Consider the following 13,684-nt stretch of genomic DNA (forward strand, 5'->3'; position numbering starts at 1 on the left):
CGCCCGCCCCAGCCACGTGGACCGCATGGACTGGCCCCAGCTGCGCGAAGCCGTGGCCGGTTGCCAGGCCTGCGGCCTGTGCAAGGGCCGCAAGAACACCGTCTTCGGCGTGGGCGACGTGCAGGCCGACTGGATGATCGTGGGCGAAGCCCCCGGTGAAAACGAGGACCTGAAGGGCGAGCCCTTCGTGGGCGCGGCCGGCCAGCTGCTCGACAACATGCTGCGTGCCGTGGGCCGCAGCCGCCAGGGCGAGGGCGCGCAGGGCACCTACATCGCCAACGTGCTCAAGTGCCGCCCGCCCGCCAACCGCAATCCGCAACCCGAGGAAGTGGCGCGCTGCGAGCCCTACCTGGTGCGCCAGGTGGCGCTGGTGAAGCCCAAGGTCATCGTGGCCATGGGCCGTTTCGCGGTGCAGTCGCTGCTCAAGACCACCGAGCCCATCGGCCGCCTGCGCGGCCGGGTGCACCGCTACGAAGGCGTGCCGGTGATCGTGACCTACCACCCCGCCTACCTGCTGCGCACCCCCGGTGACAAAGGCAAGGCCTGGGCCGACCTGTGTCTGGCGATGGAGACGCTGGAACAGGCCTGAACGGCGGCGTGCTGGGGCCACGATCCGGCGCCGGGCCGCCCCAAGCCGGATCAGCCCCCTCGGGGGGCAGCGACCCGCGCAGCGGCGGAGCGTGGGGGCCACAACACCGATCCGATGGCGACCATCACGAGTGCCACGGCCGCCCAGTCCTGCCAGTGCAGCACTTCACCGAGCCACCAGGCGCCGGTGAACACGCCCAGCACCGGGATGAACATTACTGACAAGGTGGACGCAATCGGAGGCAGGTCTCGCGCCAGCGAGAGCCAGGCCACCTGCGCAAAGGCGAACACGCCCAGCGCGTTGTAGAGAATCGCCCACCAGATCCCCGGCGAAGGCGCGACCCAGGCGTCGCGCTCGAGCACCAGCGCCATCGCGGTCATCCACACGGCGGTCAGCGCCGTGACCCAGAACGACAGCGTCAGCGTGGGCAAGGGGATGCGCGTGCGGCGCATCATCTGCGTGCCCACCGCCCAGGTGGCCGCGGCCACCAGCATCATCACCACGCCCAGCGGTTTGCCCGAGAGTTGCGTGAACTCGTGCCACAGCAGCAGCGCCACTCCGAGCGCGGCGGCGGCCACCCCGCCCCAGGCACGGCCGCTCAGGCGCTGGCCGAACCACCAGCTGCCCACCAGCGCCGAGAACACCGGCATGGTGTAGCCCAGGATCGCGGCGCGCCCGCTGGACAGCGTCTGGATCGCCAGGATCGCCAGCGTGTGCCAGAACAGCATGTTGAAGACCGTGAGCCAGAACAGCTCGACCCAGTGCTCGCGCGGGACACGGAAGGGCACCTTGCGCCACCACAGGAAGGCCGCCAGCACCGGCAGCCCGAGCCAGATGCAGATGGTGCGGAAGGTCAGCGGCGGCATGCCGGTCACGCCGAACTTCATGATGGGCCAGTTGATGCCCCAGACGATGGTGAGCAGAACCAGCAGGACGAGTTGTTGTCGGGACAGGGCGTGCATGGCCGCGATCTTAGTCGGCCAACTAAAATCGGCCCATGACCTTTCTCGACATGCTGCGCACCGCCGAGCGCCAGAACCGTTCCCTGCTGTGCGTGGGCCTGGACCCCGATCCCGCCCGCTTCCCCGCGCACCTGAAGAACGACGCCTCCCGCATCTACGACTTCTGCGCCGCCATCGTCGAGGCCACGGCCGACACGGCGATCGCCTTCAAGCCGCAGATCGCCTACTTCGCGGCGCACCGCGCGGAAGCGCAGCTGGAGCGGCTGATGGCGCACATGCGCCGCGTGGCGCCCCAGGTGCCGGTGATCCTGGACGCCAAGCGCGGCGACATCGGCAGCACCGCCGAGCAGTATGCGATCGAGGCCTTCGAGCGCTACGGCGCCGATGCGGTCACGCTCTCGCCCTTCATGGGCTTCGACTCGGTCCAGCCCTACCTGCAGTACCACGGCAAGGGCGCGTTCCTGCTCTGCCGCACCTCCAACCCCGGCGGCGACGACCTGCAGAACCAGCGCTTCGCGTCGATCGAAGGCGAGCCGCGCCTGTACGAACACGTGGCGCGCCTGGCGCAGGGCCCCTGGAACCTCAATGGCCAGCTCGGTCTCGTGGTGGGTGCCACCTACCCGGCCGAGATCGAGCGCGTGCGCGAGATCGCGCCCACCCTGCCCCTGCTGATTCCCGGCGTGGGCGCACAGGGCGGCGACGCCGTGGCCACCGTGAAAGCGGGCCTGCGCACCCAGGGCGACGAGACCACCGGCCCCATCATCGTGAACTCGTCGCGCGCCATTCTGTATGCGTCGGCCGGCGCGGACTTCGCCGACGCGGCGCGCCGCGCGGCGCTGAAAACACGAGACGAACTGCGCGCTGCGCGCACCTGAATTTCGACAGATGGCCGCCGGGCAAACCCCGGCGGTAGCGCCGTTGGGCGGGTGCCGCGAACGCGCCACACCCACTTGTAACGACTTGAAATTCGGCCTTTTCCGTTGAAAGCGGCTCCCTAAACTCGCGCTCGTCGAACCGAGGAGGGATCGTCATGATGGAGATCGAGGAAGCGCTTGAACCAGCGGCCGATGCGAGCGTGGCCGCCGCACACCACGAACCCGGGGCTTCGCCGGAGAACCCCGCGCCGGCCGCCCTGCACGCGCTCACGCCGCTGGCGGCGGCCGCGCTGCTCGCAGCTTGTGGCGGCGGCGGAGGTGGTGGCAGCAGCGGAGGCGGCAGCACGGTCGAAGCGCCACCGCCGGTGGGCGTGGTCGATTTCCCCACCGCGGGCTTCAGCCACATCACCCCCTCGAACGACACCGAGGCCGCGCGCTTTCTTCAGCAGGCGCAGTTCTCCTCCACACCGGCGGAGATCTCGGAATTGCGCGGCATGGGCTCCGCGCAATGGCTGGCCAACCAGTTCGTGCGCTACCAGGGCACCACCGGCTGGAACTGGCTGGAAGCCCGAGGCTACGGCGCGGTGAACGCCAACAGCTATTTCTTCAACCAGTACCCGGCCGACTTCATGCTCTGGAGCCAGTTGCTGAGCGGGCCGGACATGATGCGCAAGCGCATCGCGCTGGCGCTGTCGGAGTTCTTCGTGACCTCGCTCGCTTCGGCCGAGTTCACCTGGCGCGCGCACGCCTACGCGAGCTGGTGGGACACGCTGATGCGCCATGCCTTCGGCAACTACCGGCAATTGCTGGAGGACGTGACGCTGCACCCGGCGATGGGCTACTTCCTCAACACCAAGGGCAACCAGAAAGAGAACGTCAGCACCGGCCGCGTGCCTGACGAGAACTACGCGCGCGAGGTGATGCAGCTCTTCACCATCGGCGTGTACGAGCTCAACCTCGACGGCACGGTCAAGACCAGCGGCGGCGTGCCGGTGGAGAGCTACACCCAGGCCGACGTGACCGGCCTGGCGCGCGTGTTCACCGGCTACGACTTCGACACCTCCGACGGTGTTCGCCATCCGGTGGACAGCTACACCATCGAGTCCAAGGCCTTCGCGGGCAAGCGCATGTCGTTCAACGCCAACCGGCACTCGAACCTGGAAGCGCGCTTTCTTGGCACCACGGTGCCGGCCAACACCCCGGGCGCGACCGCGCTGCGGATGGCGCTGGACACGCTGTTCAACCACCCCAACGCCGGCCCGTTCTTTGCGCGCCAGATGATCCAGCGCCTGGTGACCAGCCACCCCAGCCCGGCCTATGTGGCGCGCGTCGCGGCGCGCTTCAACGACAACGGTGCGGGCGTGCGCGGCGACCTCAAGGCGGTGTGGGTGGCGATCCTGCTCGACGACGAGGCGCGCGGACCGGCCTCGCTGGCCAGCACCACCTTCGGCAAGCTGCGCGAGCCCATGCTGCGCTTCATCCAGTGGGCGCGCACCTTCAGCGTCACTTCGGCGGCGGGCAGCTGGAAGATCTTCGAGCTCAACAACGCCGCCACCCAGCTCGGCCAGAGCCCGTTGCGCTCGCCCTCGGTGTTCAACTTCTTCCGCCCGGGCTACGTGCCGCCGGGCACGGCGCTCTCGGCCTCGGGCGCCACCGCGCCCGAGTTCCAGCTGGTCAACGAGTCCACCGTCGGCGGCTACCTGAACTTCATGCAGGGTGTGATCGAACGCGGCATCAACTGCCCCGAGCCCGGCGCGCCGCAGGCCGCCTGGACCAACTACGCCTACGACGTGCAGGCCAACTACAGCCGCGAACTCGCGCTGGTGGCCGACGCCACGGCGCTGGTGAACCACGTCTGCCTGGTGCTCGCCGCAGGCCAGGTCTCCAGCGCCTCGCGCGCCACCATGGTCTCGGCGCTCAACGCGACGCCGGTGACCACCGCCAGCTCCGACACCGTCAAGCGCCGGCGCGTCTGGGCCGCCATCCTGATGGTCATGGCCTGTCCCGAATACCTGATCCAGAAGTAAGGGGCCCGACATGCATTTCATTCAGCCCGATCGGCACACCCGCCGCGCCTTCCTGCGCCGCGCCGGCCAGCTCGCCTTCACCGGTGCGGCCCTGCCCACCGCGCTCAACCTCGCAGCCATGGCCGACGCGGCGGCCTTCAACGCCACCGACTACAAGGCCCTGGTCTGCGTGTTCCTCAACGGCGGCAACGACTACGCCAACACCGTCATCAACTACGACAACGCCAGCTACGACCAGTACAGCGCGATCCGGGGCGGCGGCGCGAACCGCACGGCCGGCGGCATCGCCCTGGCGCAGGCCGCGCTCACCCCCACCTTGCTCAACCCCACGGTGGCCCTGCCCGGCGGCAAGCAGTACGCGCTGCACCCGTCCATGACCGGGCTGGCCGGGCTGTTCAACAGCGGCGTGGCCGCGGTGCAGCTCAACGTCGGCCCGCTGGTGGCGCCGGTCACGCGCCAGCAGTACCACAGCAGCAACCGCGTGGCCTACCCGCTGCCGCCCAAGCTGTTCTCGCACAACGACCAGCAGTCGGTCTGGCAGTCGTCGCAGCCCGAGGGCGCCACCACCGGCTGGGGCGGCCACATCGGCGACCTCGCCCTCTCGTCCAACACCAACCGCGTGCTCACCTGCGTCTCGGTCACCGGCAACACGGTGTTCCTCTCGGGCGACCAGGCGCTGTCGTACCAGGTCAGCACCGGCGGCGCGGTGAAGATCGGCGCGGTCAACGGCAACGTCTACAACTCGGCCGCGGTGCGCGCGGCCATCACCTCGCTGGCGCTGCAGACCCGCACCCACGTGCTGGAGAACGAGTACAACCTCGTCACCGCGCGCGCCGTGGGTGCCGAAAGCGCCATCACCTCGGCGCTGGCCGCCTTCCCGGCCACCGACGCGCCGTTCAACGCCTTCCCCACCGGCAACAACCTGGCCGACCAGCTCAAGATGGTGGCGCGCCTGATCGCCGCGCGCACCCAGCTGGGCAACCAGCGCCAGGTGTTTTTCGCTTCCATGGGCGGCTTCGACCTGCACGACAACCTCATCGGCGGCCAGGCCACGCTGATGGACCGACTGAGCTCGGCGCTCACCGCGTTCTACAACGCCACGGCGGCGCTGAACGTGGCCGACAAGGTCGCCACCTTCACCGCCTCCGACTTCGGCCGCACGCTCACCTCCAACGGCGACGGTTCGGACCACGGCTGGGGCAGCCACCATTTCCTGGTCGGCGGCGCGGTGGCCGGCAAGGCCTTCTACGGCAAGGCACCGCCGGTGAGCGTGGGCAACTCCACCACCGACGCCAACGACCAGTGGCACGTCGGCCAGGGCCGGCTGCTCCCCAGCACCTCGGTGGACCAGTACGCCGGCACCCTGGCCACCTGGTTCGGCGTGCAGGGCGCCGAGATGAACGGCATCCTGCCCAACCTGGGCAACTTCAACAGCGCCGACTACCCCACCAACCTGGGCTTTATGCTGTGACCTCGTAGCCTGCGCGACAGCCGCCGGGCCCCGGCGCGCACTAGGATGCGCGCTGCTGGTTTTATGGGGTTGCGCATGATCGATCTGTACACGGCCGCCACGCCCAACGGGCACAAGGTGTCCATCGCGCTCGAAGAGCTGGGCCTGCCCTACGCGCTGAAGGTGCTGAACCTCAGCGAAGGCGAGCAGCGTCAGCCCGACTACCTGAAGATCAACCCCAACGGCCGCATCCCGGCCATCGTGGACCACGAAGCCGGCGATTTCGCGGTGTTCGAGTCCGGCGCCTGCCTGATCTACCTGGCCGAAAAGACCGGCCGGCTCATGCCGTCGGACATGAAAGGGCGCTCGCTCGTGCTGCAGTGGCTGATGTTCCAGATGGGCGGCATCGGCCCCATGATGGGCCAGGCCAACGTGTTCTTCCGCTACTTTCCCGAGAAGATCCCGGCCGCGATCGACCGCTACCAGGGCGAGTGCAAGCGCCTGTTCCGCGTGCTCGACGGACACCTCGCGCAGCACGAGTACCTCGCAGGCGACTACTCCATCGCCGACATCGCCAACTGGGCCTGGGTGCGCACGCACCGCTGGTCGGGGGTGGACATCGGCGACCTGCCCCACCTCAAGCGGTGGCGCGACGCGATCCGCGCGCGCCCGGCCGTGCAGCGCGGCATTCTGCAACCGGCCTCGACCATGGACCTGGAGCGCGACGGCGAACGGGGCGCGCAGCGCTTCGCCGAAGACGCCCGGCGCCTGATGGAGACCGGCCAGAGCCTGAAGGCGGACGGAGGTGCCGCATGAAGCTGTATGTGTCGCCACGCGCGCCCAACCCCCGCCGGGTGCTGATGTTCCTGGTGGAGAAACAGATCAACGGCCTGGAGCTGGTCAACATCGACCTCAACGCCCAGGAACACAAGACCAGCGACTACCGCGCCAAGAGCCCACTGGCGCGCGTGCCCGCGCTGGAGTTCGACGACGGGCGCGTGCTCACCGAGACGCGCGCGATCTGCACCTGGATGGAGGGCCGCTACCCCACCCCCAACCTGATGGGGCAGACCGCCGAGGAACGCGCCTTCATCGAGATGGCCGACCGCCGCGTGGAGTGGTACCTCATGCTGCCGATGGCCAACGCCATCCGCCACACGCACCCCGGCCTGGCGCCACTGGAGCAACCGCAGTTTCCGGACTTCGGCCACTCGCAGGTGGCCAAGGCGCGCGAGACCGCCGCCTGGCTCGACGCCGAGCTGCAGCGCCATCCCTGGGTGGCAGGTCAGCGCTTCACCATCGCGGACATCACCGCCTTCTGCACCATCGAGTTCGCGCGGCTGATGCGCTTCAAGCCCGCCGATGAAGGCCTCCACGCACTGCAGGCCTGGCGCGACCGCGTGGCGACGCGGCCCAGCGCCCTGGTCTGATCCCCCGGGCTCAACCCCAGGGCGTGGGCGTGCGCGCCAGCGCGCGCTCCATGGAAGGCAGGGCCTGCAGACCCGACGCGAGCTGCGCCTGCAGGTCGTTCTGCCAGCGCTCGACCCAGGGCGTGGCCAGGCCTTCGGGCACGGTCGCCAGCAAGGCCTGGGCGGTGCTCAGGTCGTTGAGCTGTCCCAGCAACTCCTGCGCATCGGCCAGCGCCTCGGTGCTGCGCTCCAGCCGCCTGGGTGGCAACACGCTGGCCAGGAATTCCTGCGCATAGCGCAGCTTCTTCAAGACGATGCGCAGCTCGTGCCGCCCCTCCGGCCCGAGCCGGCGCGCGCGGCGCGCTTCGGCTTGCAATGCCGCATGGCGCTGGCGCAACGCACCCCGTGCCCAGTCCGGCAGATTCGGGGCGGGTTCGTCGCGGGGCTGCAAGGCCAGCACCGCGCGGGTGAAGGCCAGCAGGCGCAAGGCGTGCCCGCTCTCCCCCAGGGCTTGCGCCGCGCGCCGGTGGGCCGCCCGCCGCTGGTCCTGCACCCAGTCCAGCAACGCCTGCTCGGCGGGGGTCAGCGGGGCGCCCTCCAGGGGCTCGGGCCGCCAGGCAGGCAGGCGCTCGGTGACGAACACGTCCCAGTTGCGGGCATCCCCGAGCCGGCCCGCGAGCGCCTTCCACTCGGCGGCCCAGTGCGCGACAAAACGGCGCGGCAGGTGCGCGCGGAACAGGCGCAGGCCGGTGCGCAGCCGCCGAAGGGCCACCCGCGCCTGGTGCACGAACTCGGGGTCGGGCAGGGCACCGTCCGGCCCGGGTTCCAGCACGCCGGCCTCGTTGGCCTGCAGATGGGCCAGGCAGCTCAGGGCGGCCGCCTGGAAGGCCGTCACCGGCGACATCCGCGCGTCCAGCACCAGCGGCCCGGCCTTGGCAGGGCTCAGGCGCTCGCCGGTGAAGAGCGCATAGCCCCGTTCGGCCTTGCTGCGCTGGGCCGGCAGCAGCCGCAGCCCTTGCGCGGCCTGCCCGCTCGGGCCCAGCGCCAGGGTGTGCGCCAGGTCCAGCAGGGCATCGACCGGCCCGCTCAACAACTCCAGCTCCAGCTCCAGAATGGCCCGGCGGTGCTTGCCCTCGGCGTTGCCTGTGGTGATGGCCCCCTGGTCCAGTGCCACTTCGACCACCGCGCCGCCGTGGGCGAGCGTCCAGCTGCGGCGCGTGAAGTCGGTGCGGAACACCGGCACCAGTTGCCAGGCCACGCTCAGCAGTTGCTGCGCCAGCACGTCGTCACCGAGCAGCGCGGCGAAGTCGAACCGCCCCGGGCGGCACGCGGCCTCCCATTCGCCGCGGCGCGACAGGCCGCCGACGGAGGTTCCCGCCGTCTTCACCGTGAGCAGGGTGCGGCGGCCCACGCGGCGCTCGCGCACCGCCATGCGCTGCGCGCGCAGGGCCAGCGTGGAGGTGTCGAAGTAGGTGTTGAACAGGCGTTCGCGGCGCGGCGCGGCCCCACTCAGCAGCGGGTGCGCGAGCAGGCGCGGCAGGTCCTCGGGGTGCAGTTCAAGCTTGAGTTCGGTTTCCTGGGGCATGGATCGATGGTGAGGGAGGCACGGGACGAGCGGCGAGTCTGCCAGTCCTGCGCGGATTCATCTACCGCGCCACGCGCTTACGCCTTGTAACGACACCGCCCAGGCGCCACGCCAGAATCGCACAGGATCCCCTACGAAACCACCCACGACATGAGCCTCTCCAAACGCCCCGCCCTCTCCATCGCGCTCCTGAGCCTGACCCTGCTGGGCAGCCTGCCCGCGTTGGCCGAAAAGCCCGAATGGGCCAACAAGGGAGGCAAGCACGACAAACACGAGAAGCACGCACCGTCACGCCAGGACGACCGCCGAGACGATCGGCGCGACGACCGCCGGGACGATCGCCGAGACGGCCCGCGCGCGCCCTCCACCAACGTGTCGGTGAACATCCAGATCGGCGGTTACTTCGGCGAACCCCAGCGCCGGATCGCCCACGACTACTACGAGCCGCGGTTCAAGGCCGGCAACTGCCCGCCCGGCCTGGCCAAGAAACGCAACGGATGCATGCCGCCGGGACAGGCGAAGAAGTGGCGCATGGGCTATCCGCTGCCGCACGACGTCGTGTACTACCCGGTGCCCAACAGCGTGTCGGTGCAGATCGGCCTGCCGCCTTCGGGCTACAAATACGTGCGCGTGGCGGCCGACATCCTGATGATCGCCGTGGGCACCGGCATGGTGGTCGACGCGATCGAAGACCTGGGCCGGTTCTGACACCGCGATGCACCACCACACCCTGACGGCCACGGCGACGCTGCTGGCCCTGAGCACGGCTGCGGGCGCGGCGCAGCCGCCCACCGACGACGTGGCCCTGGAGGCCAGCCGCGACTACCTCGTGGGCGCCGCCCTGGTGTCGTCCGCACCCCAACTGGGCAGCGATGTCGAGCAGCGCCTGCGGCTGCGCCCGATCTGGGCCTTCCAGCTCGGGCGCTTCCGCTTCGCCACCTCGGGCGCCAGCGCCCTGCTGAGCCAGGGCCGCAAGTCGGTGGACACCGGCGTGAGCACGGTGCTGGCCGGCAACGACCGCTGGTCGCTGAGCACCTCGCTGTCGATCGACGAAGGCCGCTCGTGGGACGACGATGCCGTGTTCCGCGGCCTGCCCGACGTGCGCGCCACGCTGCGCGGCCGGGTCGGCGCCAACGCCGCCCTGGGTTCGCGCTGGACGTACTCGGTGCGCGCCTCGCAGGACCTGCTGGGTCGCGCGGGCGGCCTGCGCCTGGACCACGGCCTGAGCTACCGCCACCCGGTGTCTTCGCAGACCCACTGGGACCTCTCGCTGGGCGCGGGCTGGGCCAACGGCACCTACCGGCAGACGCACTACGGCGTGGACCCGGCACCGGCGGCCGCCACCGGCGTGCCGGCCTTCGCCATCGGCTCGGGCTGGGACACGGTCTCGCTGGGCTGGCGCATCACCTCGGCGCTCAGCCGCCACTGGGTGGCCTACGGTGGCGTGGGCGTGTCGCAACTGCAGGGTGCGGCCGCACGCAGCCCGCTGGTGGGGCGCCAGACCGCCTACGGCGCCACGGTGGGCCTGGCGTACCGCAACAACTAGGCCACTAGACCGTCAGCAGGCGGCGCAGGTAGCGCCCGGTGTGGCTGTCGGGGTGCGCGGCGATGGTTTCGGGCGTGCCCTGTGCCACCACCGTGCCGCCGCCCGAGCCGCCTTCGGGGCCCATGTCGATGACCCAGTCGGCGGTCTTGATGACGTCGAGGTTGTGCTCGATCACCACGATGGTGTTGCCCGCGTCGCGCAACTGGTGCAGCACCTTGAGCAGCAGCTCGATGTCGGCGAAGTGCAGGCCGGTGGTGGGTTCGTCCAGGATGTAGAGCGTGCGCCCGGTGTCGCGCTTGGAAAGCTCCAGCGCGAGCTTGACGCGCTGCGCCTCGCCGCCCGAGAGCGTGGTCGCGCTCTGGCCCAGCTGGATGTAGGACAGGCCCACGTCGAGCAGGGTCTGCAGCTTGCGGTGCAGCGTCGGCACCGCGCTGAAGAAGGCGTGCGATTGCTCCACCGTCATGTCCAGGATCTGCGCGATGTTGCGGCCCTTGTACTGCACGTCCAGCGTCTCGCGGTTGTAGCGCTGGCCGTGGCAGACCTCGCAGGGCACGTAGACGTCGGGCAGGAAGTGCATCTCCACCTTGACCACGCCGTCGCCCTGGCAGGCCTCGCAGCGGCCGCCAGCCACGTTGAAGCTGAAGCGGCCCGGGCCGTAGCCGCGCTCGCGCGCGGTGGGCATCTCGGCCATGAGTTCGCGGATGCCGGTGAACAGGCCGGTGTAGGTGGCCGGGTTGCTGCGCGGCGTGCGGCCGATGGGCGACTGGTCGACGTTGATGACCTTGTCGAAATGCTCGATGCCTTCGATGGCATCGTGCGCGGCCGGTTCGTCGTGCGAGCGGTAGAGCGTGCGCGCCACGGCGGCGTAGAGCGTGTCGTTGACCAGCGTGGACTTGCCCGAGCCGGAGACGCCGGTGACGCAGGTGAGCAGGCCGACCGGGAACGCCACGCTGGCGCCCTTGAGGTTGTGGCCGCGCGCGTTGACGACGCGGATTTCCTGCAGCTCGCCCAGCGTGGCCTGGTGCGCGGCCTCGCGCGCGGCACGGCGCTCGGCCGCCGGGCTGGGCGGGAAGCGCGGCTTGGTGGGCGCCGCCTTCGGGGCTTCGCCCTTCTTCACGACCGGCAGCCAGGGCGTGCGGCGCGCGGGCACGGCGATCTGGCGCGTGCCACCGAGGTACTGGCCGGTGAGCGAATCGGGCGTGGCCATGACCTGCTCGCAGGTGCCCTGCGCCATCACGCGCCCGCCGTGCACGCCGGCACCGGGGCCCATGTCGATCACGTGGTCGGCGGTGCGGATCATGTCCTCGTCGTGCTCGACCACCAGCACCGTGTTGCCGAGGTCGCGCAGGTGCTGCAGCGTGGCAATGAGGCGGTCGTTGTCGCGCTGGTGCAGGCCGATGCTGGGCTCGTCGAGCACGTACATCACGCCGGTCAGGCCGCTGCCGATCTGGCTGGCCAGGCGGATGCGCTGCGCCTCGCCGCCGGACAGCGTCTCCGCGCTGCGGTCCAGGCTGAGGTAGTTCAGGCCCACGTCGTTCAGGAACTTCAGGCGCTGGCGGATCTCGTTGATCACGCGCGCGGCGATGTCGCCCTTGGCGCCGTGCAGCTCCAGTTTCTGGAAGTAGGCCAGCGCCTCGCCGAGCGTGACGTGGCTGATCTTGTAGATGGGCTGCTTCTGCTCGCCTTCGCCCACGAACACGTGGCGCGCCTCGCGGCGCAGGCGCGAACCGGCGCACTCCGGGCAGGCCTGCACCGCGCGGTAGCGCGCCAACTCCTCGCGCACGGCGGCGCTGTCGGTCTCGCGGTAGCGGCGCTCGAAGTTGCGCACGATGCCCTCGAAGGGGTGCTTCTTGCTGACCTTCTTGCCCGCGCGCTCTCCCGATTCGAGCGCGTAGCTGAACTTCACCTCGTCCTCGCCCGAGCCATAGAGCAGCACCTGCTGCACCGCGTCGGGCAGGCTTTCCCAGGGCGCTTCGGCGTTGAACCGGTAGTGCGCCGCGAGGCTCTCGATCATGGCGAAGTAATAGCCGTTGCGCCGGTCCCAGCCCTTGATGGCGCCGCTGGCCAGGCTGAGCGAGGGAAACGCGACCACGCGTGCGGGGTCGAAGAACTCGGTGTGGCCCAGGCCGTCGCAGGTGGGGCAGGCGCCCATGGGCGAGTTGAACGAGAACAGGCGCGGCTCGAGCTCCCCCACGGTGTAGTGGCACAGCGGGCAGGCAAAGCGCGCCGAAAAGCCATGCTCGCGCGGGGCGGCGCCGGCTTCGGCCGCATCCATCTCCACCGCGATGGCCCGGCCGTCGGCCAGGCGCAGCGCGGCCTCGAAGCTCTCGGCCAGGCGCTGGCGCAGCGGGTTCACGCCCTCTTCCTCGCCGTCGGCGCGCACCTTGATGCGGTCGATCACCACATCGATGTTGTGCTTCTCGGTTTTCTTCAACGCCGGCAGTGCCTCGGCTTCCAGCACCGCGCCGTCCACCCGGAAGCGCACATAGCCCTGGGCCTGCATGTCGGCGAAGAGCTCGGTGAACTCGCCTTTCTTCTCGCGCGCCACCGGCGCCAGGATCATCAGGCGCGTGCCCTCGGGCAACGCGAGCACCGTGTCCACCATCTGCGCCACGCTCTGCGAGGTCAGGGGGAGGTGGTGATCGGGGCAGTGGGGCGTGCCCGCGCGCGCAAACAGCAGGCGCAGGTAGTCGTGGATCTCGGTCACCGTGCCCACGGTGGAACGCGGGTTGTGGCTGGTGGCCTTCTGCTCGATGGCGATGGCGGGCGACAGGCCTTCGATCAGGTCCACGTCGGGCTTGTCCATCAGCTGCAGGAACTGGCGCGCATAGGCCGACAGGCTCTCCACGTAGCGGCGCTGGCCCTCCGCATACAGCGTGTCGAAGGCCAGGCTGGACTTGCCCGAGCCCGAAAGCCCCGTGATCACCACCAAAGCATGCTTGGGGATATCAAGGTCGATGTTCTTGAGGTTGTGCGTGCGCGCGCCGCGCACCGACAGGAACGCGCTGGCGTGCCGCAAGGCGGCGCCCAGGTAGCGGGGAGACGGCTCGCCCACGGACGGCGTCTCGCGGGAGGCGGCGCCGGTCGATCCAGGCAAATTCAGGTCCGGGGGCAGGTTCTGGTTCAAGGCGCGATGCGGTGTTCAGGGCAACCCGGCATGATAAGCCGCCACGCGGTTTTGCGCCCCTCCGCCCGGCGGCCACCGGCCTTTCGCCGACAATACGCCGTCCCCCCTGAATCC

Annotated in this window: 11 protein-coding genes; 8 read left to right on the plus strand and 3 right to left on the minus strand. The window is 70.1% G+C overall.

All coding sequences use genetic code 11. The features are described 5' to 3' along the window. Positions 1-589: uracil-DNA glycosylase (locus AC07ZS_RS28505; RefSeq protein ID WP_494801810.1), on the plus strand; the 589-nt coding region annotated here is incomplete at its 5' end. 50 nt (positions 590-639) lie between these two features. Here AC07ZS_RS28505 and AC07ZS_RS28510 read toward each other — a convergent pair. Then, positions 640-1,551 (minus strand): DMT family transporter, encoded by a 912-nt coding sequence (locus AC07ZS_RS28510; protein ID WP_494801811.1) that lies wholly within the window; start codon positions 1,549-1,551, stop codon positions 640-642. A gap of 35 nt (positions 1,552-1,586) precedes the next feature. Here AC07ZS_RS28510 and pyrF point away from each other — a divergent pair, with 35 nt between their 5' ends. The 5 genes from pyrF (at position 1,587) to AC07ZS_RS28535 (ending at position 7,333) form a co-directional block, all read left to right on the plus strand. Beyond that, positions 1,587-2,426, plus strand: a complete 840-nt coding sequence (gene pyrF, locus AC07ZS_RS28515; protein WP_494801812.1) for an orotidine-5'-phosphate decarboxylase — start codon at positions 1,587-1,589, stop codon at positions 2,424-2,426. A gap of 155 nt (positions 2,427-2,581) precedes the next feature. Continuing rightward, positions 2,582-4,453: a DUF1800 domain-containing protein gene (locus AC07ZS_RS28520; RefSeq protein WP_494801813.1), complete on the plus strand. Its 1,872-nt coding sequence runs from the start codon at positions 2,582-2,584 to the stop codon at positions 4,451-4,453. A 10-nt stretch (positions 4,454-4,463) separates the two neighbouring features. Continuing rightward, entirely contained in the window at positions 4,464-5,924 is a 1,461-nt protein-coding gene (locus tag AC07ZS_RS28525) for a DUF1501 domain-containing protein (protein WP_494801814.1), read from the plus strand. Between the two features lie 75 nt (positions 5,925-5,999). Then, on the plus strand, positions 6,000-6,719 hold the full coding sequence (locus AC07ZS_RS28530; protein WP_494801815.1) for a glutathione S-transferase family protein: 720 nt from the start codon (positions 6,000-6,002) through the stop codon (positions 6,717-6,719). Then, on the plus strand, positions 6,716-7,333 hold the full coding sequence (locus tag AC07ZS_RS28535; RefSeq protein ID WP_494801816.1) for a glutathione S-transferase family protein: 618 nt from the start codon (positions 6,716-6,718) through the stop codon (positions 7,331-7,333). Before AC07ZS_RS28530 ends, AC07ZS_RS28535 begins: the two co-directional genes overlap by 4 nt. Before the next feature lie 10 nt (positions 7,334-7,343). Here AC07ZS_RS28535 and AC07ZS_RS28540 read toward each other — a convergent pair whose 3' ends face one another. Continuing rightward, positions 7,344-8,897: a CYTH and CHAD domain-containing protein gene (locus AC07ZS_RS28540; RefSeq protein ID WP_494801817.1), complete on the minus strand. Its 1,554-nt coding sequence runs from the start codon at positions 8,895-8,897 to the stop codon at positions 7,344-7,346. A 150-nt stretch (positions 8,898-9,047) separates the two neighbouring features. Here AC07ZS_RS28540 and AC07ZS_RS28545 point away from each other — a divergent pair, with 150 nt between their 5' ends. Together AC07ZS_RS28545 and AC07ZS_RS28550 are read left to right on the plus strand one after the other, a co-directional pair. Continuing rightward, positions 9,048-9,605, plus strand: coding sequence for a hypothetical protein (locus tag AC07ZS_RS28545; protein WP_494801818.1), 558 nt, complete (start codon positions 9,048-9,050; stop codon positions 9,603-9,605). Positions 9,606-9,612: 7 nt separating this feature from the next. Then, entirely contained in the window at positions 9,613-10,443 is an 831-nt protein-coding gene (locus AC07ZS_RS28550) for a MipA/OmpV family protein (protein WP_494801819.1), read from the plus strand. A 4-nt stretch (positions 10,444-10,447) separates the two neighbouring features. Here AC07ZS_RS28550 and uvrA read toward each other — a convergent pair whose 3' ends face one another. Next, positions 10,448-13,498: an excinuclease ABC subunit UvrA gene (gene uvrA, locus AC07ZS_RS28555; RefSeq protein ID WP_494801820.1), complete on the minus strand. Its 3,051-nt coding sequence runs from the start codon at positions 13,496-13,498 to the stop codon at positions 10,448-10,450. Positions 13,499-13,684 lie beyond the last annotated feature (186 nt).

The organism is Hydrogenophaga sp. GW456-12-10-14-TSB4, assembly GCF_059424305.1.